General features: G+C 34.9%; 23 protein-coding genes. 12 read left to right on the top strand and 11 right to left on the bottom strand.

What is annotated here, in order from left to right:
* Positions 1–58: 58 nt before the first annotated feature.
* The 8 genes from secA to R2782_RS02935 form a co-directional block, all read right to left on the bottom strand.
* On the bottom strand, positions 59–3,409 hold the full coding sequence (secA, locus tag R2782_RS02970; RefSeq protein ID WP_371266572.1) for a preprotein translocase subunit SecA: 3,351 nt from the start codon (positions 3,407–3,409) through the stop codon (positions 59–61).
* A 103-nt stretch (positions 3,410–3,512) separates the two neighbouring features.
* Positions 3,513–3,734, bottom strand: a complete 222-nt coding sequence (locus R2782_RS02965; protein WP_002986941.1) for a DUF2795 domain-containing protein — start codon at positions 3,732–3,734, stop codon at positions 3,513–3,515.
* Positions 3,735–3,929: 195 nt separating this feature from the next.
* Positions 3,930–4,502: a cob(I)yrinic acid a,c-diamide adenosyltransferase gene (locus R2782_RS02960; protein ID WP_371266571.1), complete on the bottom strand. Its 573-nt coding sequence runs from the start codon at positions 4,500–4,502 to the stop codon at positions 3,930–3,932.
* A gap of 91 nt (positions 4,503–4,593) precedes the next feature.
* Positions 4,594–5,454 (bottom strand): RimK family alpha-L-glutamate ligase, encoded by an 861-nt coding sequence (locus R2782_RS02955; protein WP_371266570.1) that lies wholly within the window; start codon positions 5,452–5,454, stop codon positions 4,594–4,596.
* The gene (locus tag R2782_RS02950; RefSeq protein ID WP_371266569.1) at positions 5,451–5,594 is read right to left on the bottom strand and encodes a hypothetical protein; all 144 of its coding nucleotides are present in this window, start codon (positions 5,592–5,594) and stop codon (positions 5,451–5,453) included. Before R2782_RS02950 ends, R2782_RS02955 begins: the two co-directional genes overlap by 4 nt.
* Before the next feature lie 36 nt (positions 5,595–5,630).
* Positions 5,631–6,320 (bottom strand): ABC transporter ATP-binding protein, encoded by a 690-nt coding sequence (locus tag R2782_RS02945; protein ID WP_371266568.1) that lies wholly within the window; start codon positions 6,318–6,320, stop codon positions 5,631–5,633.
* A gap of 88 nt (positions 6,321–6,408) precedes the next feature.
* A complete protein-coding gene (locus R2782_RS02940) occupies positions 6,409–7,230 on the bottom strand; it encodes an O-methyltransferase (protein ID WP_371266567.1) in 822 nt (273 codons plus the stop codon).
* 26 nt (positions 7,231–7,256) lie between these two features.
* Complete coding sequence (locus R2782_RS02935; RefSeq protein WP_371266566.1) at positions 7,257–9,116, bottom strand: ABC-F family ATP-binding cassette domain-containing protein; 1,860 nt, start codon at positions 9,114–9,116, stop codon at positions 7,257–7,259.
* A gap of 96 nt (positions 9,117–9,212) precedes the next feature.
* Here R2782_RS02935 and R2782_RS02930 point away from each other — a divergent pair, with 96 nt between their 5' ends.
* From R2782_RS02930 to ftsY, 10 genes are all read left to right on the top strand, one after another.
* Positions 9,213–10,382 (top strand): glycosyltransferase family 2 protein, encoded by a 1,170-nt coding sequence (locus R2782_RS02930; protein ID WP_371266565.1) that lies wholly within the window; start codon positions 9,213–9,215, stop codon positions 10,380–10,382.
* A gap of 151 nt (positions 10,383–10,533) precedes the next feature.
* A complete protein-coding gene (locus tag R2782_RS02925; RefSeq protein ID WP_371266564.1) occupies positions 10,534–11,901 on the top strand; it encodes a dihydrolipoamide acetyltransferase family protein in 1,368 nt (455 codons plus the stop codon).
* Between the two features lie 149 nt (positions 11,902–12,050).
* A complete protein-coding gene (locus tag R2782_RS02920) occupies positions 12,051–12,827 on the top strand; it encodes an exonuclease domain-containing protein (protein WP_371266563.1) in 777 nt (258 codons plus the stop codon).
* A gap of 37 nt (positions 12,828–12,864) precedes the next feature.
* Positions 12,865–13,476, top strand: coding sequence for a fumarylacetoacetate hydrolase family protein (locus tag R2782_RS02915; RefSeq protein ID WP_371266562.1), 612 nt, complete (start codon positions 12,865–12,867; stop codon positions 13,474–13,476).
* Between the two features lies 1 nt (position 13,477).
* Entirely contained in the window at positions 13,478–13,822 is a 345-nt protein-coding gene (locus R2782_RS02910; protein ID WP_248434786.1) for an Hpt domain-containing protein, read from the top strand.
* Between the two features lie 224 nt (positions 13,823–14,046).
* Entirely contained in the window at positions 14,047–15,294 is a 1,248-nt protein-coding gene (locus R2782_RS02905) for a CinA family nicotinamide mononucleotide deamidase-related protein (protein WP_371266561.1), read from the top strand.
* A gap of 74 nt (positions 15,295–15,368) precedes the next feature.
* On the top strand, positions 15,369–15,605 hold the full coding sequence (gene rpmB, locus R2782_RS02900; RefSeq protein ID WP_112087259.1) for a 50S ribosomal protein L28: 237 nt from the start codon (positions 15,369–15,371) through the stop codon (positions 15,603–15,605).
* A 28-nt stretch (positions 15,606–15,633) separates the two neighbouring features.
* Complete coding sequence (rpmG, locus tag R2782_RS02895; protein WP_008253902.1) at positions 15,634–15,816, top strand: 50S ribosomal protein L33; 183 nt, start codon at positions 15,634–15,636, stop codon at positions 15,814–15,816.
* A gap of 8 nt (positions 15,817–15,824) precedes the next feature.
* Entirely contained in the window at positions 15,825–15,977 is a 153-nt protein-coding gene (locus tag R2782_RS02890) for a DUF4295 domain-containing protein (protein WP_371266560.1), read from the top strand.
* 97 nt (positions 15,978–16,074) lie between these two features.
* Positions 16,075–17,028 carry a signal recognition particle-docking protein FtsY gene (gene ftsY / locus R2782_RS02885; protein ID WP_371266559.1) on the top strand — a complete coding sequence of 318 codons (954 nt, stop codon included), beginning with the start codon at positions 16,075–16,077 and terminating at the stop codon, positions 17,026–17,028.
* Here the strand turns inward: ftsY and R2782_RS02880 are convergent, their stop codons facing one another.
* On the bottom strand, positions 17,029–18,093 hold the full coding sequence (locus R2782_RS02880) for a serine hydrolase domain-containing protein (protein ID WP_371266558.1): 1,065 nt from the start codon (positions 18,091–18,093) through the stop codon (positions 17,029–17,031).
* Positions 18,094–18,202: 109 nt separating this feature from the next.
* On the opposite strand from R2782_RS02880, the gene R2782_RS02875 reads away from it, so the two are divergent.
* A complete protein-coding gene (locus tag R2782_RS02875) occupies positions 18,203–18,622 on the top strand; it encodes a hypothetical protein (RefSeq protein WP_371266557.1) in 420 nt (139 codons plus the stop codon).
* A gap of 23 nt (positions 18,623–18,645) precedes the next feature.
* Positions 18,646–18,942 carry a DUF721 domain-containing protein gene (locus R2782_RS02870; protein WP_371266556.1) on the top strand — a complete coding sequence of 99 codons (297 nt, stop codon included), beginning with the start codon at positions 18,646–18,648 and terminating at the stop codon, positions 18,940–18,942.
* Positions 18,943–19,088: 146 nt separating this feature from the next.
* Here the strand turns inward: R2782_RS02870 and R2782_RS02865 are convergent, their stop codons facing one another.
* Positions 19,089–19,508 (bottom strand): nucleoside-diphosphate kinase, encoded by a 420-nt coding sequence (locus R2782_RS02865; RefSeq protein WP_371266555.1) that lies wholly within the window; start codon positions 19,506–19,508, stop codon positions 19,089–19,091.
* Between the two features lie 75 nt (positions 19,509–19,583).
* A complete protein-coding gene (gene bshC, locus R2782_RS02860; protein WP_371266554.1) occupies positions 19,584–21,182 on the bottom strand; it encodes a bacillithiol biosynthesis cysteine-adding enzyme BshC in 1,599 nt (532 codons plus the stop codon).
* Between the last annotated feature and the right edge of the window lie 36 nt (positions 21,183–21,218).

The raw sequence follows: 21,218 nt of genomic DNA, 5'->3' as shown, positions 1-21,218 counted from the left end.
ATAAAAATCCCCTGCAATTAATGTGCCGGGGATTTTAAAAAATGATTGTATTTTAAGTTTAAACCAAAACCCATTCACCACTTGCAATCAAACTTTCTGCTTTTTTGTATTTCATAGATTCTGTTTTGCCGCTCATGACGTGTTTAATCGTAACCGAATCATTTCGGTTGATTTTTGGCATTTCGCGAATAATTGTTTCGGTTACTGCTGGTCGCTGACTGGCCATTTCTCCGGCTTGTCTGTTGGCTTGAGCTCCATCGTTTATTTCAGTAGATGCTTTAGATTCTGTATAATTTTCTTTTTTACGTACTTCTCTTGCTTCTTGGATGTTTGCTTCGTTGCGATTCGGTAAATCTCCTTTGAACAAGAAAGAAATCACTTCTTTATTTACTTTATCCAGCATATTTCTGAACAGATTAAACGCTTCAAACTTATAAATCAATAACGGGTCTTTCTGTTCGTGAACCGCCAATTGAACTGACTGTTTTAATTCATCCATTTTACGTAAGTGTTTCTTCCAAGCTTCGTCCACAATGGCTAAGGTGATATTTTTCTCAAAATCGGCAACCAATTGTTTTCCTTCACTTTCATACGCTTTTTTCAAATCGGTCACTACGTTCAACGTTTTTTGTCCGTCACTAAACGGAACAACAATTCGTTCATAATGATTGGTAGGATTTTCATAAACGTTTTTAATGATAGGGAAAGCTTCTCGGGCATCGCGTGCATTTTTTTCTTCATAATGAGCCAAAACAGCTTTATATACTTTACCGGTGATTTCCATTTCATTCAACTTGTTGAATTCACTTTCTGTAATTGGAGAAGTGATGGAAAAATAACGAATCAATTCAAATTCAAAATTCTTAAAATTAGAACTCGCCTTGTTTTCATTTGTAATGTTTTCACACGTATCATACATCATGTTGGCGATATCCACTTTCAAACGTTCACCGTGTAGAGCATGTCTTCTACGTTTGTAAATTACTTCCCGTTGCGAATTCATTACATCATCGTATTCCAACAAACGTTTACGCACACCAAAGTTGTTTTCTTCTACTTTTTTCTGTGCTCTTTCAATCGACTTGGTCATCATCGAATGTTGAATCACTTCGCCTTCTTTCAAGCCCATTCTGTCCATTACTTTGGCTACACGTTCAGAACCAAACAAACGCATTAAATTATCTTCTAACGATACATAAAACTGCGAACTTCCCGGATCTCCTTGACGACCTGCACGACCGCGTAACTGTCTGTCTACACGACGCGAATCGTGACGTTCTGTACCAACAATGGCTAAACCACCGGCTGCTTTTACTTCCGGAGTCAATTTAATATCTGTACCACGACCTGCCATGTTGGTAGCAATGGTGACCACTCCCGGTTTTCCGGCTTCCGCTACAATTTCAGCTTCTTTTTTATGCATTTTCGCATTCAAAACGTTGTGCGGAACGTTTCTCATTTTTAACATTCTGCTCAATAACTCTGAAATTTCTACCGAAGTAGTACCAATCAATACCGGTCTGCCGGCCTGAGAAAGTTTGGTCACATCTTCAATAACCGCATTAAATTTCTCACGTGTGGTTTTATAAATTAAGTCTTCTTGGTCTTTTCTGGCAATCGGACGGTTGGTAGGAATTTCCACTACATCTAATTTGTAAATTTCCCATAGCTCACCTTCTTCTGTTACTGCTGTTCCTGTCATACCCGCTAACTTGCTGTACATACGGAAATAATTTTGCAAGGTAATGGTTGCAAAAGTTTGCGTAGCCGCTTCAATTTTTACGTTTTCTTTGGCTTCAATGGCTTGGTGTAACCCGTCAGAATAGCGACGGCCATCCATAATACGACCGGTTTGCTCGTCAACAATCATGACTTTATCTTCCATGATGACGTATTCCACATCTTTTTCAAAAAGCGTATAGGCTTTCAAAAGTTGTGTCAAGGTATGGATACGCTCCGATTTAATGGAGAAATCTTGAAATAGTTTTTCTTTTTCTTCGGCTTCTTCATCTTTGCTTAAATTTTGTTTTTCAATTCGAGCAATTTCGGTTCCAATATCCGGTAAAACGAAGAAGTTTTCATCTGTATCCGTTGATAAAAATTTAATCCCGTTATCAGTTAATTCAACTTGATTATTCTTTTCTTCAATCACAAAATACAAGGCTTCATCAACCTTTGGCATTTCACGATTGTTATCTTGCATATAAAAATTTTCTGTTTTTTGAAGTAATTGTTTGATACCTTCTTCACTCAAAAATTTAATCAAAGGCTTACTTTTAGGCATGGCTCTGTAGGCTCTTAACAGACTAAAACCGCCATCTTTCGTATTGCCTTCTTTGATTAGTCGTTTAGCCTCGGTTAAAAATTGAGTAGCTAAATTACGTTGTAAATTAACGAGATGATCAACTTTTGGTTTCAATTCATTAAACTCATGACGATCTCCTTGTGGTACCGGCCCGGAAATAATCAACGGTGTTCTGGCATCATCAATTAAAACCGAATCCACCTCATCTACTATTGCATAATTGTGTTTGCGTTGCACCAAATCTGACGGAGAATGAGCCATGTTGTCTCTCAAATAGTCAAAACCAAACTCATTGTTGGTTCCATATGTAATATCTGCTTCGTATGCCTTTCTTCGGGCATCGGTATTGGGTTGATGATTGTCAATACAATCAACGCTTAACCCATGGAATTCAAATAAGGGGGCTTTCCATGTGCTATCACGTTTGGCCAAATAATCATTCACGGTAACTAGATGTACACCGTTTCCGGTTAAGGCATTTAAATAGAGTGGAAGAGTAGCCACCAACGTTTTTCCTTCTCCGGTTTGCATCTCAGCAATCTTACCTTGATGCAATACAACACCACCTATCAACTGAACATCGTAGTGAATCATATCCCATGTGATTTCTTTTCCGGCAGCATTCCATGAATTAGCCCATATGGCATTGTCCCCTTCAATGGTGATGTATGATTTTAAAGCTGAAAGTTCAATATCTTTAGGCGTAGCTTTTACCGTAATACTACTATTGTCTTTAAAACGCTTGGCTGTTTCTTTGACAACAGCAAAGGCCTCGGGCAAAATTTCGTTTAAAACTTTTTCTGAAATTTCATAGGCTTCTTTTTCCAAGCTATCGATAGAAGTGTAAATTTCTTCTCTTTTATCAATGTCTACAGTTTTTTCAACTTCAGCCATTAAGGTTGCAATTTTGGCGTCTTTATCTGCACGAGCTTGTTTAATCTTTTCTTTGAAAGAAGTGGTTTTGGCTCTCAATTCGTCATGTGAAAGAGATGAAAGACTGTTTTCAAACGATTTTACTTTGGCAATAAGCGGTTGAATCGCTTTCACATCTTTTTCCGATTTATCTCCTACTAGTGCTTTGAGAATGCTATTGATGAAACTCATTTTATGTTGGTTTATTTATTTATAAAATCCCGACGCTCCGGGCGGTAAATTTATGCAAAAAAAAAGCCTCAAATGAGACTTTTTCGTGTGATTTTATTTTTGTTTAATATTCATCCTCGTTCCAAAGATAATCTTCGTCAGTAGGATAGTCAGGCCAAATTTCTTCCATCGATTCATAAATTTCGCCTTCGTCTTCTATTGATTGAAGGTTTTCCACTACTTCGAGAGGAGCTCCCGTTCTAATGGCATAATCAATAAGCTCGTCTTTGGTGGCTGGCCACGGTGCATCACTTAAATAGGATGCTAATTCTAATGTCCAATACATCTTCTATCGATTTAATTTTTTGCAAAAATAAATTTTCTACTGAAATAGTCAAGTAAAAAGTAATTTATTTTACCAAAAAGTAATTTTTCATACTTTTTAAAAGGTAAGAACGTGTTTTGGAAAGTGTTCAGTGTTCAGTCCCGAAGTTTAGAGATAGTTTTCAGATTTTACTGATTACTGAAAACTGCCAAACGCTTACTCCTTCCTCGGAATCCATTTAACTTCCTCCGCTTTTAAATCAGAAGACAACTTTCGTGCCAAGACAAAAAGATAGTCAGAAAGTCGGTTTAGGTATTTTAAGACCTGCTCATCTGTCGGTTCCAGTTCGTGAAGGTGTACCGATAGGCGTTCGGCTCTGCGACATACACAACGGGCAATATGACAATATGACACAGTTGGATGTCCGCCCGGAAGCACAAAATGCGTCATGGGAGGTAAACTATCATTCATGGTATCGATTTCGTTTTCTAACAATTGAATATCAGCTTCCGAAATTCGATTAATATTTAAACGCGGTTGACCGTTTTTTAAAACTTCTTTTTCCGGTGGTGTGGCCAAAATAGCCCCAACTATAAAAAGGCGGTCTTGCACATCAATAAGTACGTTTTTATAAAGTTGATTAATATCTTGGTCGCGAATTAACCCAATGTGAGAATTCAATTCGTCCACCGTTCCGTAACTTTCAATGCGAATATGGTGTTTAGGAACTCGAGTTCCTCCAAAAAGTGCGGTAGTTCCTTTATCGCCGGTTTTGGTGTAGATTTTCATAAGATAGTTGCTGAGGTTCTGAGTAGCTAAGTTGCTGAGTTTTTATTTGGCTAATTTACGAAGTTTTTTTTTTTCTCAGCCACTCAGTATCTCAGCTACCAATAACTTTTAAAAAAGCTTCCACAAATCGTTCTCTTGCTCCTGCAGCTAAATCAAAATACAAATCGGGTTCTATGAGTTCGATTTCCATTAAGTGAAGTTTATTTTCAATCACGATTCCATCGACACGAGCATAAAGTAATTTTTCAAGAATTTTTGATAAAACGAGTTCTGCTTGAAGCAGTAAATCTTCGTTGGGTTGTATTAATGTATATTTTCCACCGTATTGAATTTGAACTCTGAAATCATTTTCTACCGGTTTTTTATTCACTGCATGTGAAAATTTACTATTGAAAAAGATGAAAGATGTCTCACCCAATTCTTTTATTTCCGGACGAAATTCTTGTAGAAGAAAATCTTTGGTTGCAAAATGTTCTTTGAATTCATTTTGGATGGATTCAATTTCAGTTCGGTCAATTAATTTAGTCAAATAACTTCCGGCTGAAAAAGCAGGTTTAATAACAATTTTTTCCCAACTATTAGGGATTAAAGTTTGTAAATCTGAAGTTGAATTTTTTTCTAAAAAAATCGTCGGAAGTATTGAAATTCCTTCTTTTTCCAATTCTTTTAAATAAAATTTATGTTTGTTTTTTTGGATAACCGAAATCGGATTTAATGTTTTAATTCCTAACGATTCAATTTTATTCAACCACAAATTAAACGCAGTTTCTTTTTGATAATAATCCCATGTATTTCTAAAAATGAGGTATTCAAATTGAGTCCAGTCAATTGATTCATCATCCCAAACTACAGCTTTTGCATCAATTTTTTCATTTGCAAAAAGCGGAATTAATTTTTTATCAGACTCCAAAAGTTCAGGTAATCGAGCACATGTTAAAATGCCAATTTTCATTTTGAGTCTTTTCCCTTTTTGGAGTAATAATTGGTTTTGAAGCTACGATTACGACGATTTCCTCTTTGTTTGTTGGCCATTCGAGTGACAATGATAACCGCTACAAAAAGAATGACCATGACTATGATTAGGGTTTTCATAAGAGCTAAACTTTATGTAACAAAGTTACAAATTGTTTATTTTACCCGCTCATCTTTTTCTACAATTCCATCTCGTAATCGAATAATGCGATGTGCATAGGCAGCAATATCTTCTTCGTGAGTTACTAAAATTACGGTGTTTCCATTTTTATGAATGTCATTAAAAAGGCCCATAATTTCTTCAGAAGTTTTGGAGTCTAAATTTCCTGTGGGCTCATCGGCCAAAATGATTGAGGGTTTGTTTACCAAGGCTCTAGCTACAGCCACACGTTGTCGTTGACCACCCGAAAGTTCGTTGGGTTTATGGTCCATTCTATCGGCTAATCCCACTTGTGTAAGTACTTCAGATGCTCGTTCGTGTCGTTCTGATTTGGAGTGTCCAGCATAAACCATTGGCAGAGCCACATTATCCAAAGCAGTTGTTCTTGGCATTAAGTTGAAGGTCTGAAATACAAATCCGATTTCTTTATTACGGATTTCGGCCAATTCATCATCATGCATTTTGCTCACATCTTTACCATTCAAAATATAGGTTCCCGATGTAGGTGTATCCAAACAGCCCAATAGATTCATTAAAGTTGATTTTCCTGAACCCGATGGACCCATTAGAGCTACATATTCACCTTTGTTGATTTCCAAATCAATTCCTTTTAAAACATAAATCGTTTCACTTCCCAATACAAAGTTTCTTTTTAAAGCGGAGATTTTGATTAATGGATTTGCCATAGTTAATTGTGAATTTAGAAATTTGAATTCATAAAATAGGATGTTGTAATTTTCTTATGAGTAGAAAAAAAGCGGACTTTGTTACAAATCAAATTCGAATTCGTTCAAAAAGATGAGAACTAATGGTTTTGTTTGGATTAATAATGAAATGTTCCTTGGTTTGTTCTTTTCTGAAAAATACGATTCCCCATTGAAACGTATCAATTGTAACGGTCACTTTAGGATTATTTTTAATTACTTCCCAAGCTTCTTCCATATCTTTTGACCAATGAATATCATCAAAAATCCAAACTGAATCATTTATAATAGTTGGTAATAAAAGTTTAAAGTAGTCTAATGTTGCATTTTTAGAATGATTTCCGTCAAAGAAAATAAAGTTGTAAGTTGTCGGTTGTCGGTTGTCAGTTGTCAAAAAATCTTCAAATTTTGTGTTTACAAATTCAATGTTATTAAGATTTTGTAATTGACATTGATTTTTTGCTATTGAAATTGTTTGAGGGCAACCTTCCAACGAAGTAATTTTAGCATTCTTATTTCCTAACGACAAGGCAGATGTTGCTAATCCTAAAGATGTACCAATTTCCAGAATACTTTCAGGTTGAAAATAACGAACAATTCGAAACAATAATTCTGCATTTTTAGAAGAAATTCCGGCATTTTTTGCAATAGCGGATATTTTTCTTTGATTGTTTTTAAAAACACGTGAACCGGCACCAAAATCGGTTACTTCAATGGTATTTTGATTTTCTAAAAGTGATTTTCGGTAATCTTTTAAAATGGAATATTTGGGATAGTTCATTTCATCATAAAAACATTTTGTCACCAAATCAAACACAAACGGCGAATGCACTCCGTGTTCGTTCTTGGAGCGGAAAAGGAATTTTAGATATGATTTTATGATATGGAACATTTTTTTTTTTCTAAGTCACTAAGTAATTATTCCATTTTAGAACTCAATTCAAACCAACGCTCTTCTTTTTCTTCTAACTTTTTAATAATTATCTGCAATTCATTCGCTTTTTTCTCAATCTCTGCATCCACTACTTTTCCATCTGCAAATAATTGCTCAATTTGCTTTTTCTCGAATTCTAAGTCTTTGATTTCGCGTTCAATTTTTTGAAATTCTTTTTGTTCGTTAAATGTTAGGCCTTCTTTAACTTGCTTTTCTTTCCAGTTTGTTTTTTCGGTGCTAACATTCGATAGATTTTTTGGTTCAGCACTATCTTCATACGCTCTAAAATCGGAATAATTACCGGGAAAATCTTCTATGACTCCTTCGCCTCTAAATACGAACAAGTGATCGACGATTTTATCCATAAAATAACGATCGTGCGAAACCACTAACAAACATCCGGGAAAATCCAATAAAAAACTTTCTAAAACATTCAAGGTTACAATATCCAAATCATTGGTTGGTTCATCTAGAATCAAAAAATTCGGATTCTGAATCAAAACCGTACATAAATACAAGCGTTTCAATTCACCACCGCTCAATTTTTCAACAAAATCGTATTGCTTTTTTGCATCAAATAGAAAACGTTCCAATAATTGCGAAGCAGAAATAATTTTTCCTTTCGTGAGCGGAATATATTCGCCGTACTCTTTAATGATATCAATTACTTTCTGACCCGTTTTTGGGTTGATACCGCTTTGTGTATAATAACCGACCTTAATCGTATCTCCAATCACCACTTTTCCGGCATCAGGCAACATTGTTTTGGTCAAAATATTTAAAAAAGTTGATTTCCCGGTTCCGTTTTTTCCGATAATTCCTATGCGTTCGCCACGTTGAAAGTCATAAGAGAAATTATCCAAAATCACTCGGTCTTTAAACTTTTTATACAACTTGTGAAGCTCAATAATTTTGCTTCCCATGCGTTCCATGTTGATTTCCAATTCCACCACATTTTCTTTTCGGCGACTTTCGGCAACGGCTTTAATTTTATAAAAATCATCTTGACGCGATTTAGATTTGGTAGTTCTAGCCTTCGGTTGGCGACGCATCCAAGCCAATTCTTTCACAAAAAGATTCTGAGCTTTGTCGATACTAGCATTTTCAGAAGCAATTCGTTCTTCTTTTTTTTGTAAATAATAGGAGTAATTTCCCTTGTATTGGTATAATTTTCCGTTGTCTAATTCGATGATTTCATTACAAACGCGTTCCAAAAAGAAACGATCGTGCGTTACCATAAACAACGTGATGTTTTCTTTGGCAAAGTAACTTTCCAACCATTCAATCATCTCCAAATCCAAGTGGTTGGTTGGCTCATCCAAAATCAACAAATCCGGACGGTTAATCAAAATGATGGCTAATGAAAGTCGCTTTTTCTGCCCACCTGAAAGACTTTTGACTTTCAATTTAAAATCTTCCAACTTCAATTTGAATAAGATTTGTTTGAATTGCGTTTCAAAATCCCACGCATTGTGTTGGTCCATCAAATCAAATGCTTTTTGATACGCTTCTTCATCTTCCGGATTCAACAACGCTTTTTCATATTGTTCAATGATTTTTAATGTTTCATTATCACTGGCAAAAATGCTCTCCTCAATAGTCAATTCATCTTGCAAATTCGGTTTTTGCGATAAAAAAGCCATTCGGATATTTTTTCGAACGACAACTTGACCCGTATCCGGTTCATCAAAACCATTAATGATGTTCATAATAGTCGTTTTTCCCGACCCATTTTTGGCGATAAAAGCAATTTTTTGGTCTTTGTTAATGCCAAACGAAATGTTGTCAAACAAAACACGTTCGCCAAAGGATTTAGAAATGTTTTCTACTGATAAGTAATTCACAAGTGTATTTTTTGCAAAAGTACTATTTTAAAAAATGTAAAGTTTTTCAAATTATCATATTTTTAAACTGACAGATTTTCACATTATATTTGCCCTATGCAACTATCCGTCATCATTCTTAATTACAACGTTCGTTATTTCCTCGAACAATGTGTGCTTAGTGTGCAAGCCTCATTGCAAGACATTGATGGCGAAATAATTGTGATCGACAACAACTCCTCCGACGATAGTTGTCAGATGATGAAAACCCGTTTTCCGCACATCAAACTCATTGAAAACAAAGAAAATACCGGTTTCCCAAAAGGAAATAACATTGGAGTTGCTCAAGCAAGAGGCGAATATATATGCATTCTCAATCCCGATACGGTTGTCGCAGAAGATACTTTCGTAAAAATACTGAACTCCCAACTCCTAACTCCCAACTCCCAATTCGGAATAATCGGATGTAAGTTAGTTGATGGCACTGGAAATTTCCTCCCCGAAAGCAAACGTGGCATTCCAACTCCGTGGGTGGCGTTTACAAAAATATTCGGGTTGTATAAAATTTTTCCAAAAGTTCAATTATTCAATCAATATTATGCTCAGCAATTAAACGAAAATCATTCCGGAAAAGTCGAGATTTTAGTAGGAGCGTTTATGCTAGTGAAACGTGAATTATACAATGAAGTAGGTGGATTCGATGAGAATTGTTTCATGTATTCTGACGATATAGACTTGAGTTATATGGTTTTGAAAAAAGGAAAAGTCAATTATTATTTTTCCGAAACTACTGTTGTTCATTACAAAGGTGAAAGTACTGTAAAAGATGAAACATACATGAGCCGTTTTCAGGAGGCGATGAACTATTTTTATACTAAACATTTTAAAAAATCAACTTTTTTTAGTTTGTTTATGAAGTTGGGAAGTTTCCTTTTTACTAAGCTCAAAAAAAATAAAAAGACTACTTCCAAGCGAAAAATTGAATCTTACATTTTGATTTCTTCTAACGAGTTATTAAAAGAAAAACTCGAAAAATTGTTAGGAAAAAATGTGAAACAGCTTTCCACTAATTTTAAAAATGAATTACCTTCGCTTTTAAAAGGAATAAATTCTAATGTTGAAATCATTTTTGATCAGAATGAATTATCTTTTTTAACCATCATTTCAGCATTTGAAAAGTATAAATGTGAAAAAGTAACATTCAAAATCATTCCCAATCACTGCAATTTTATGATTGGAAGTAACAGTAGTAACGATAGAGGTGAAGTGATTTTGATTAACGATTGAAGAATTTTGAATGTTGATTTTTAACGTTGATATTGAAATTGATATTGATTTTTGAAATTGACATTGAAGTTTTGTTGATAATTACTAAAACCATTCTTTTTTTTAGTAAATTCGCAAACTAAAATAAAAAATAAACCTTTAGGTTAACGATATGGCAAAATTTGAGTTGAAATTACCCAAAATGGGAGAAAGTGTTGCTGAGGCAACTGTAACCAACTGGCTTAAAAAAGTTGGTGATAAAATTGAAGCCGATGAAGCAGTATTAGAAATTGCTACTGATAAAGTGGATAGCGAAGTTCCATCAGAAGTTGCAGGAACACTAACCGAAATTCTTTTCAATGTAGATGATGTGGTTAAAGTGGGTCAAACCATTGCCATTATCGACACCGAAGGCGGAAGTGCTCCTATAGAATCTCCAAAAGAAGAAGTAGTTGAGGCAGTAGCTCAAATTGAGAAAGCCATTGAAGTGGTTAAAGAAACGGTTCAAGCAGCACCTTCGGTAGAAGTAGATTTCTCTGCATCCGAAAAATTCTTTTCTCCTTTAGTAAAAAATATTGCCAAAGAAGAAGGCATTTCCATTGCTGAATTAGAAAGTATAAAAGGTACCGGTAAAGAAGGTCGAGTTACCAAAGACGATATCATTACTTATGTAAAAGACCGTGCCAACAAACCGGCTATTGCTCCAGCTCCAAAAGCAGAAACTGTTACGGTTGAAGCTCAAAAAGAGCAAGTAAAAGTTGAAACTCCAAAAGCAGATGCCTCAAAAGCTGAACCAACTTCGGAGAAAAAAATCCCCGTTTCCGTAAATGGTCAAGACGAAATCATTGAAATGGATCGCATGCGAAAACTGATTTCGGGTTATATGGTGGCATCTAAACAAACTTCTGCACACGTGCAGTCGTTTATTGAAGTGGATGTAACCAACATCGTAAACTGGAGAAACAAAGTAAAAGACGCTTTTGAAAAGAGAGAAGGCGAGAAATTAACGTTCACACCAATATTCATGGAAGCTGTGGCAAAAGCCATCAAAGATTTCCCGATGATTAACATTTCTGTTGAAGGCGATTACATCATCAAAAAGAAAAACATCAATTTAGGAATGGCCGCTGCGTTACCGAACGGAAATTTAATTGTTCCGGTTATCAAAAATGCCGATATGTTGAATTTGGTCGGATTAACCAAAATCGTTAACGATTTAGCCAATCGTGCTCGTAACAATCAATTGAAACCGGACGAAATTCAAGGTGGAACGTACACAGTCACCAATGTAGGGACTTTTGGAAGTGTTTTCGGAACGCCGATTATCAACCAGCCGCAAGTAGCCATTTTAGCTTTAGGAGCCATCCGCAAAGTGCCAGCTGTTATCGAAGCTCCAACTGGAGATTATATCGGAATTCGCCACAAAATGTTCTTGTCGCACAGTTATGATCACCGAGTGGTAGATGGTTCGTTGGGAGGACAATTTGTAAAACGAGTAGCCGATTATTTAGAAGGATTTAGCGAGAATAGAGAATTCTAAATCGAAAAATGATACACATTTACCAATCCTTTCAGGTGTTAAAATCTGAAAGGATTTTTTTATATAAAACTTAAAAAACTTCTAAAAAAAGTTAACTAATCGTTTAAAGGTTTTTTTAATGCCCTATATTTGCCTTCTAAATTTTCTAAATGGAACTCAAATTAAATCGACCCATCTGTTTTTTTGACCTCGAAACTACCGGAGTAGACGTTGCAAAAGACCGAATTGTAGAAATCTCAATCTTTAAAGTTTTTCCTAACGGAAATAAAGAAAGTAAAACATGGTTGGTTAATCCGGAAATGAAAATTCCGTTTCAAGTTTCTCAAATACACGGCATTACCGATGAAAAAGTAGCCAATGAACCCACATTCAAAGAACTTTCCGGTCAGATTTACACTATGATTAAAGATGCCGATTTAGCCGGATTTAATTCAGATCGTTTCGATATTCCATTATTAGCTGAAGAATTATTGCGTGCCGGAGTCGATTTTGACATGAAAAACCGCGTTTCTGTTGATGTTCAAACCATTTTTCATAAAATGGAGGAACGTACCTTGAGTGCGGCTTATAAGTTTTATTGCGGTAAAACTCTAGAAAATGCTCATTCGGCAGAAGCCGATACAATGGCAACGTATGAAATTTTGAAGGCTCAATTAGAACATTATCCAGAGTTGGAAAACGATATGAAATCGCTTTCTGAATTTACCACTCGTAAAAAAGCAGTTGATTTTGCTGGTTTTATTGCTTTAAATGATAAAGGACAAGAAATTTTTACTTTCGGAAAACACAAAGGAGCGTTAGTTGAAAAAGTACTCGAAGAAGAACCAGGTTATTTCGGATGGATTCAAAACGCAGATTTTCCTCTTTACACTAAAAAAGTATTAACCGCTATCAAACTCAGGAAATTAAACAATAAATTAACCTAATAAACCTAAGTTCCTCAGAACCTCAGCAACTCAAAAAATGAAAATCATCTGCATCGGACGTAATTATGCCAAACATATTGAAGAGCTTCAAAACGAACGACCTGATGAACCTGTCGTTTTTTTGAAACCTGACAGTGCAGTTCTACTCAAGCAACATCCATTTGTTATCCCAGAGTTTAGTGATGATATTCACCACGAAGTAGAAATTTTAGTCCGAATTAATAAAGTAGGTAAATACATCGATGTAAAATTTGCCTCTAATTACTATGATGAAATTGGACTAGGAATAGACTTTACTGCTCGTGATTTGCAAGCCAAACTAAAAGCTAAAGGTTTGCCATGGGAAAAAGCAAAGGCTTTTGACGGTTCAGCGGTTATTGGTAGCTTTTTATCGAAAAAAGATTTCAGTTCCACAGAAAATATTAATTTTGAATTGAAATCGAATGGAGTTTCGGTTCAAAAAGGCAATACGAGCCATATGTTGTGGAAAATTGATGAATTAATATCATATGTTTCTCAATTTTTTACACTTAAAATCGGAGACATTATTTTTACAGGAACACCGGAGGGTGTAGCAAAAGTAAACCCAAATGATGTACTCGAAGGTTTCGTTGAAAACAAAAAATTATTCCGAATTCAAGTTAAATAAAATGGCATTAAATTATAACTTAGCCAAAGTTTACGCACTCTCTGATAACGACCCTGAGTTCGTTTTACAGATTATAACATTGTTTGTGAGTGAAATCCCTGAAGATTTAAAGTTTGTTAAACAAGGCATTGAAGAAAAAAACCATAAATTAGCCTACAGTTATGCTCACAAAATTAAGCCTACGCTTGATTTATTGGGAATGAATGTGGCTTACGAAGAAATCCTTCAAGTAGAAGCTTGGACCAAACGCGAAGGGAAGCGTAAAGAAATCAAAGAGATTTTTAAAAGCATTGAAGACCAAGTAGAAAAGGCCGTTAAAGAAATTAATAAAGATTTCGAGTTATAAGAAGCTGTTCCCGCTATCCGCTACAAGTCCTCACAAAAAAACTATTTATCTAAACCCAAAAAAGAGCTTCCGATGGTCGCTTTTTTTGGCTAATAAAAATTAGTTTTTTTCTTTCCGGGCTTTTTGCTTCTATCAGGGCTTTGAAATTCTTCTTCAAATGAACCATTTTACACCATCCAAAAACTTAGAGCCTTAGTGACTTAGTCACTCAGCACCTCAAAAGAATGAAAGCAACCATCATCACCATTGGCGATGAAATTCTCATCGGTCAAATTACGGATACCAATTCAGGTTTTATTGCCAATGCACTGAACAAAATTGGTGTTGATGTATACGAAATGATTTCCATTAGTGATGATAAGAAACATATTTTGGAAACGTTTGCTAAAGTACAAAACCAAGTAGATTTTGTCATTATTACGGGTGGTTTAGGTCCAACCAAAGATGATATTACCAAAATTACTTTTTGCGAGTATTTTGAGGATAGTTTGCAACGAAATACAGTCGTTGAAGATCATATTATTGAACTTTTTGCAAAAATGAATTATGCCATTTCGCAAGTCAATCGCGACCAAGCATTGGTTCCTTCGAAATGTATTGTGTTGCCAAATCAATTTGGAACAGCTCCCGGAATGTGGATGCAAAAAGAAAAAACTGTTTTTGTTTCATTGCCCGGTGTACCCTATGAGATGAAAGCTATTGTAACGAATCAACTAATTCCTAAAATAGCAAATGAATACAAACGTCCTTATATACTACACAAAACCGTATTAACCTATGGGCAAGGTGAAAGTATTGTAGCGGAACGCATTGAAGAATGGGAAAATAGTTTGCCGTCGTTCGTGAAATTAGCTTATTTACCAAGTCCCGGTCGAGTCCGTTTACGATTAACGGCTAAAGGTAATGAGGCAACTGTTTTACAAAATACAATTCATAATTTAGTTCAACAGCTTTCAGAAATAATTGGAGACATTATTGTTGGTTTTGAAGAGGAAGAACAAATTGAAGTTGTACTTGGAAGGCTTCTTACAGAAAAAAGTCTCACCCTTTCTACGGCAGAAAGTTGTACTGGTGGGAAAATCTCCGAGCTAATTACGTCAGTTGCCGGTTCTTCATCCTATTTTAGAGGAAGTATTGTTTCCTATGCAACCGATGTAAAAGTTGCTCTACTAAACGTAAGTCAAGGCTCTATTGAGTCATTTTCGGTAGTGAGTAAGAAAGTTGCAGAAGAAATGGCAGTAGGTGTGCAGCAATTACTACAAACAGATTTCGCTATTGCAACCACAGGAAATGCCGGTCCAACTCAAGGTGATGCCGATGCTGCTGTTGGTACGGTATGTTTAGCAATTGCTACACCTAAAGGTGTTTTTTCGGAAGAATATAATTTTGGTCAACCTCGCCAAAAAGTGATAGACAGAGCTGCAAACAAAGGACTTGAACTACTTTTAAAAGAAATTTTAAAAAACTACTAAATTTTGTTTGTGTAATACATTAGTTTTTTGTTTCTTTGCACCCTGATTTTGAATAACGATAAAAGATAAGCATAATGTCAAGAGTTTGTGACCTTACTGGTAAAAGAGCGATGGTAGGAAACAATGTTTCTCACGCAATGAACAAAACCAAGAGAAAGTTTTCTGTAAACTTAGTTAAAAAACGTTTCTATCTTGCTGAAGAAGACAGATGGATTTCGCTTAGAGTAGCAGCGTCTACGATTAAAACAATAAACAAAAAAGGGTTGGCTGCCGTATTAAAAGATGCGAAAGCTAAAGGATTTATTTCATAAATTTCAACCTTCATAAACATACAGAGAAATGGCAAAGAAAGGCAATAGAATCCAAGTAATTTTAGAGTGTACAGAGCACAAGACTTCCGGTGTTCCAGGAACTTCTCGTTATATCACTACTAAAAATAAGAAAAATACTCCGGATAGATTAGAGATTAAAAAGTTTAATCCAATTTTAAAGAGAGTAACTGTTCACAAAGAAATTAAATAATATAAGCAATGGCAAAGAAAACAGTAGCAACGTTACAAACAGCGTCAAAAAGATTAACGAAAGCCATTAAAATGGTAAAATCTCCCAAAACAGGAGCTTATACATTTGTTGAATCAGTAATGGCACCTGAGATGGTTGATAATTTCTTGAAACAGAAATAATTCAAACTTCTTCTACAATATACTAAAGCTACTTTTCCTGAAAGTAGCTTTTTATTTTTATATTTGCCTTTTCAATAAATTTTATAAATAAATAAATATGAGTTTTTTCAAACGAATATTTTCCACTGAAAAAAAGGAGTCGCTAGACAAAGGATTAGAACAAACAAAAACCTCTTTTTTTGCAAAATTAACTAAAGCTGTGGCCGGAAAATCTTCGGTTGATGAAGATGTTTTGGATAATTTGGAGGAAGTTTTAGTCACATCAGATGTTGGTGTAAAAACGACACTCAAAATAATCGATCGAATTGAAGATCGTGTAGCTCGTGATAAGTATTTAGGGACGGAAGAACTCAATAAAATTCTTCGCGAAGAAATTGCCGGTCTTTTATCGGAAACGAATTCAGGAGAAGCAACTGAATTTGAAATCCCGCTTAATAAAAAACCGTATGTTATCATGGTTGTTGGCGTAAACGGAGTAGGGAAAACAACAACTATTGGTAAATTAGCTTATCAATTTAAAAAGGCCGGACACAAAGTTGTTTTAGGTGCTGCTGATACGTTTAGAGCTGCCGCTATTGACCAATTACAAATTTGGGCTGACAGGGTTGGTGTGCCAATTGTTAAACAACAAATGGGAAGCGATCCTGCTTCTGTGGCATTTGATACATTACAAAGTGCTGTAACACAAGGTGCAGATGTGGTTATTATTGATACAGCAGGTCGCCTTCACAACAAAGTGAATTTAATGAATGAGTTAACCAAAGTAAAACGTGTTATGCAAAAAGTGGTTGATGATGCACCCCATGATGTATTGTTGGTTTTAGACGGTTCAACCGGACAGAATGCATTTGAACAAGCCAAAGAGTTTACAGCAGCCACAGAAGTCTCTTGCTTAGCAGTTACAAAATTAGACGGTACCGCAAAAGGTGGTGTGGTTATTGGAATATCAGACCAATTTCAAATTCCTGTTAAATATATTGGAGTAGGAGAGGGAATTGAAGATTTACAAGTTTTTAATAAATATGAATTTGTAGATTCATTTTTTAAATAATTATTCTACAACCGCATTAATCTTCTCCCAAAGTTGATTGTCAAAATCTGACAATGCAAAATTTTCGCCGTCAGCTACTTCTCCTAAGCGAATAACGACCATCTTTTTACTTGGAATAACATATAATTTTTGATCGTTTTTACCCAAACCACAGACCATATCGCTCGGTGCATTGGGGATTAAACTTCCGGGAAACTGTAACTGTGTTTGCGGTAAACGGTAATTGGCTTTTCCGTTTAACCACCACAAATAACCATAGGCATTATTTATGTTTTGAGAAGGAGAAATTGATTCAATCATAAAGGCTTCAGGAATAACAAGTTCGTTTTCCCATTTTCCTTTGTTTAAACATAAAAGACCAAAACGGGCCATACTTCTTGTTGTACTCCAATAGACATTGAATTCATCAACATCTATCCATGTGCCTGTCATACCAATTTTATTTTTTAGTGTAGTGGAAAAATACGTATCAAAAGTTTGATTAGTAGCTTCAGCAATCACATCTTGCAATTTTTCAAAAACGTTGTGATAAGCCCAACGTGTACCGGCATCGGCTAAATATTGCAATTCCACTGGATTATTTCCATTTCCCATACTGTCATCTAAACCCGAAGTCATAGATAATAAATGTTTATTTGTAATCAAATTTTCTTTTTCTAATGGTGCAGATGTCCAACCTATCCCCAAATAATCGGAGACTTTATCATCAATATCAAGCAAACCCTCTTCTTGAGCGATGCCAATAGTAGCAGTAGTTAACGTTTTTCCGGCACTTGCCCAATACCAAGGAGAACTTGCTGTGTGACCATTGAAATAATTTTCCATTACAATCCTACCGTTAACCAAAATTATGAATCCTTTGGTGTGCTTTTCTTCCAAAAAGGTGAGTAATGATTGAACTTCATTTTCATTCCAACCCAATTCATTCATTGGCTTTGTTTCCCATATATCTCCTGATGTTGGGGGAAAATACAGATTATCAGTTATTGGTGCATTACTATCATTGTCTGATGAACAATTCAGAAGAAGAAAAAGTAACAATATAATCGGAAATAGCTTTTTCATAAGTTTAATATTATCTTCCATTAGACATACAGCGTGTAAAAAGGTTTAATCAAATTTACTTTTTATTCCTTCAAAATAATTGTAATTTTAAACTTTATTTTTTTATTGTATGAAACATTTTAAATCTACCTTTTTGCTTTTCGTTGCCTTGATTTCCTGCCGTGAAGAAGTTTCGTCTGATTCTTTATCAAAATTAAATGGTTACTGGGAAATTCAAAAAGTGCAATTACCCAACGGTGAGCAAAAGGAATATACGATAAACGAAATGATTGATTATGTAGAATGGAATGGCAAAGTTGGTTTAAGAAAGAAAGTATTACCTCAATTAGACGGAAAATTTCTGATTAATGATGAATTTGAGCATATAAAAATTTTAGATAGTTCGGGGCGTTTTTATATTAACTACCAAACTAAATATGCTAAGTGGAAAGAAGAGATAATTGTTTTAGAAGACAGTGTTTTAGTATTAAAAAACGATCAAGATTTAGAATATCATTACAAGCGATTTAAACCTATTCTTATTCAATAATACTGAAATAAATTTAATTAAAAATGGCTAAACGATTAAACAACGACAGCCCTATTTCAGAAGTTCTCAAAGCTTTTATTAAGGATAACAACCTTCAATCCGGAATGGATAAAATTGATGTTGAAAAGGCTTGGAAAGAAATTATGGGAAAGGGTGTAAATACATATACCAAAGAAGTCTTTCTTAAAGAAGAGACGCTTTATGTTTCGCTCTCTTCTTCAACTTTGCGAGAAGAACTTAGTCATGGTAAACAGAAAATCATCAAAATGCTCAACGATGAATTACGAAAAGATGTAGTAAAAGAGTTGGTTTTGAGATAGTGTTCAGTTGGAGTTTTCAGTCGCAGTCACGGTTTTCAGTTTTAGTATTGCTCATACTATAAATTAAAACATAAAAAATCCCTTTTTACTTAAAAAAAGGGATTTTCTGTATGTTGTCAACTGTGACAGAAAACTGCGACTGCCGACTAAAACATCTCTCTTCCGGCAAAATGAAAAGCTCCTTCAATAGCTGCATTTTCATCAGAATCTGAACCGTGAACAGCGTTTTCACCAATCGAAGTGGCATATTTTTTACGGATAGTTCCCTCTGCTGCTTCCGCAGGATTAGTAGCTCCGATTAATTTTCTGAAATCTTCTACTGCATTATCTTTTTCTAAGATAGCTGCCACAATTGGACCTCTTGTCATGAACTCAACTAATTCACCAAAAAATGGTCTTGCTGCGTGAACTGCATAGAATGCTTGAGCGTCTGCAACTGTTAATTGAGTCAATTTCAAAGAAACAATTTTGAAACCACCTTCTGTAATCATATTTAAAATTCCTCCGATGTGTCCTTTTTCAACCGCATCAGGCTTAATCATGGTAAATGTTCTATTTGTAGCCATTTTTATATTTTTTAATTCGGGTGCAAAGGTACAATTTTAGTTTGAAGTTTCAAGTTTCAGATTTCAAGTTTTTTTCTACAAAACCACCACTTTAAATTCCTGTTCCAACGGTTTCAATTCCGTCAATAATTTTTCAATCAACTCTTCACCAAATTCAACATAAAATTCAGAGAAATTTACTTTTCGTTCCTGTAAACTTTGGTTTGGGAACAATTCATTTTGCAATGCAATAGTGCGGTTTAATTGTTCTTGGTGGACGCGTTTTTCAGCTTTCAACAACCGTTTTTCTAAATTTTCTAATCCTTTAATTTGCTTCGCTTCCTGAGCTTTTACAGCTCCTAAAAACGATTTGTCTGTGGCTTTTGCTATTTTGTGTAAGTCTTCAAATTGTTTTTTCAAAGCTTCTTTTTGGACAAAAAAATCAATTGTAAATTCAGAAAGTAATTTCGTTTTTTGAGTAAATAATGCTTGTTGATTTAAAAACAAATCTCGCCAAGTCAATTGCAATTTATCCGCTTTTTTGGATTGTTTTTCAGTAGCCAACAAAACCGAATTACGCAGTAATAATATCGGAAAAGTTACATTTTGACTTTCAAAAAACGATTTTAATTCCAGCCAATACGCTAATTCTCCACCACCACCAATGTAGCATAAATTCGGCAAAATAACTTCTTGATATAACGGTCTTAGCAACACGTTTGGACTAAATTTTTCCGGATGGTTTTCTACTTCTTTAACTATTTCATCTTCCGAAAAGGTCAGTTTTGTGTTGAGTATGGCAAATTTTCCGTTTTCAAAAACAATTCGCTCACGTAAATTATCTTCTATATAAAATAAATTAATTTCCCGTGGATTCACTTGCACCGAATACGATTCCAACAAAGGTGTAGTTTCATTTACTTCAGCAAAAGCCGTTTGATGTAACAATTCATTTTTAATATACGGAATAAATAATTTTTTCAAATCAGCATCATCACCATCAATAATCACCAAGCCTTCTTTGGCAAACAATTCGTTCGCTAAAAACCGAGTAGCATCAGCTAAATTTGTATGTTCCAAATACGCTTTTTTGAATAAATTCTTCAAATACTCTGCATTTTTTCCTAAACCAATTTCTGATTCAAATACAGCCAAAACATCACTTAAACCTTCGGTTGATAATCGTCCAACCGGTCCAAAACTTTCCCGGTTCCAACTGATTTTTTTATGTTTAAAAGTGAAATAATTTATTTCTTCAAAATCGTGATCTTCCGTTGCCATCCAATAAATGGGTACAAAATTGTTTTCTGGAAATTCACTTTTTAACTCTTTACACAAATTTATGGTGGAAAGAATTTTGTACAAAAAATACAACGGACCGGTAAACAAATTTAACTGATGTCCGGTTGTAATCGTGAAAGTGTTGGATTGGTTTAAAAGTTGAATGTTGTTTAAAGTCGTTTCAGATGCCTGAATTGACTCATATTGCTTTTCCAAAACAGAAACCAAGATTTCCCTCTTGAAATTGTCATTGCCATTGAAATTTTTTCCTTTCTCTTCCAACTGTAACTTAAAATTTTCCAAGTTCGGAAAACGATGATACAACGCTTTCAACTCCGGTTTTTCATTCAGATAATCGTTGATTAACGAAGAAAAATACCCGGATTCTTGATAGCTGATACAGTCGGTTGGCATAGGTTAAAAAGTTTTCGTAAAAATAACGAAAATAAA

Origin of the sequence: Flavobacterium sp. (assembly GCF_041392085.1) — a bacterium.
In the GTDB taxonomy this organism is placed as follows: domain Bacteria; phylum Bacteroidota; class Bacteroidia; order Flavobacteriales; family Flavobacteriaceae; genus Flavobacterium.
This window is presented reverse-complemented; position numbering and strand designations above follow the sequence as displayed.

What these genes read in the sequence shown, in the direction of transcription:
- secA (WP_371266572.1), bottom strand. Translation starts at nt 3,409, where the DNA reads ATGAGTTTCATCAATAGCATTCTCAAAGCACTAGTAGGAGATAAATCG.
- rpmB (WP_112087259.1), top strand. Translation starts at nt 15,369, where the DNA reads ATGTCAAGAGTTTGTGACCTTACTGGTAAAAGAGCGATGGTAGGAAAC.
- R2782_RS02955 (WP_371266570.1), bottom strand. Translation starts at nt 5,454, where the DNA reads ATGAAAATTGGCATTTTAACATGTGCTCGATTACCTGAACTTTTGGAG.
- R2782_RS02960 (WP_371266571.1), bottom strand. Translation starts at nt 4,502, where the DNA reads ATGAAAATCTACACCAAAACCGGCGATAAAGGAACTACCGCACTTTTT.
- R2782_RS02875 (WP_371266557.1), top strand. Translation starts at nt 18,203, where the DNA reads ATGAAACATTTTAAATCTACCTTTTTGCTTTTCGTTGCCTTGATTTCC.
- R2782_RS02865 (WP_371266555.1), bottom strand. Translation starts at nt 19,508, where the DNA reads ATGGCTACAAATAGAACATTTACCATGATTAAGCCTGATGCGGTTGAA.
- R2782_RS02880 (WP_371266558.1), bottom strand. Translation starts at nt 18,093, where the DNA reads ATGAAAAAGCTATTTCCGATTATATTGTTACTTTTTCTTCTTCTGAAT.
- R2782_RS02965 (WP_002986941.1), bottom strand. Translation starts at nt 3,734, where the DNA reads ATGTATTGGACATTAGAATTAGCATCCTATTTAAGTGATGCACCGTGG.
- R2782_RS02870 (WP_371266556.1), top strand. Translation starts at nt 18,646, where the DNA reads ATGGCTAAACGATTAAACAACGACAGCCCTATTTCAGAAGTTCTCAAA.
- R2782_RS02930 (WP_371266565.1), top strand. Translation starts at nt 9,213, where the DNA reads ATGCAACTATCCGTCATCATTCTTAATTACAACGTTCGTTATTTCCTC.
- R2782_RS02905 (WP_371266561.1), top strand. Translation starts at nt 14,047, where the DNA reads ATGAAAGCAACCATCATCACCATTGGCGATGAAATTCTCATCGGTCAA.
- R2782_RS02915 (WP_371266562.1), top strand. Translation starts at nt 12,865, where the DNA reads ATGAAAATCATCTGCATCGGACGTAATTATGCCAAACATATTGAAGAG.
- ftsY (WP_371266559.1), top strand. Translation starts at nt 16,075, where the DNA reads ATGAGTTTTTTCAAACGAATATTTTCCACTGAAAAAAAGGAGTCGCTA.
- R2782_RS02940 (WP_371266567.1), bottom strand. Translation starts at nt 7,230, where the DNA reads ATGTTCCATATCATAAAATCATATCTAAAATTCCTTTTCCGCTCCAAG.
- R2782_RS02910 (WP_248434786.1), top strand. Translation starts at nt 13,478, where the DNA reads ATGGCATTAAATTATAACTTAGCCAAAGTTTACGCACTCTCTGATAAC.
- rpmG (WP_008253902.1), top strand. Translation starts at nt 15,634, where the DNA reads ATGGCAAAGAAAGGCAATAGAATCCAAGTAATTTTAGAGTGTACAGAG.
- R2782_RS02945 (WP_371266568.1), bottom strand. Translation starts at nt 6,320, where the DNA reads ATGGCAAATCCATTAATCAAAATCTCCGCTTTAAAAAGAAACTTTGTA.
- bshC (WP_371266554.1), bottom strand. Translation starts at nt 21,182, where the DNA reads ATGCCAACCGACTGTATCAGCTATCAAGAATCCGGGTATTTTTCTTCG.
- R2782_RS02920 (WP_371266563.1), top strand. Translation starts at nt 12,051, where the DNA reads ATGGAACTCAAATTAAATCGACCCATCTGTTTTTTTGACCTCGAAACT.
- R2782_RS02890 (WP_371266560.1), top strand. Translation starts at nt 15,825, where the DNA reads ATGGCAAAGAAAACAGTAGCAACGTTACAAACAGCGTCAAAAAGATTA.
- R2782_RS02925 (WP_371266564.1), top strand. Translation starts at nt 10,534, where the DNA reads ATGGCAAAATTTGAGTTGAAATTACCCAAAATGGGAGAAAGTGTTGCT.
- R2782_RS02950 (WP_371266569.1), bottom strand. Translation starts at nt 5,594, where the DNA reads ATGAAAACCCTAATCATAGTCATGGTCATTCTTTTTGTAGCGGTTATC.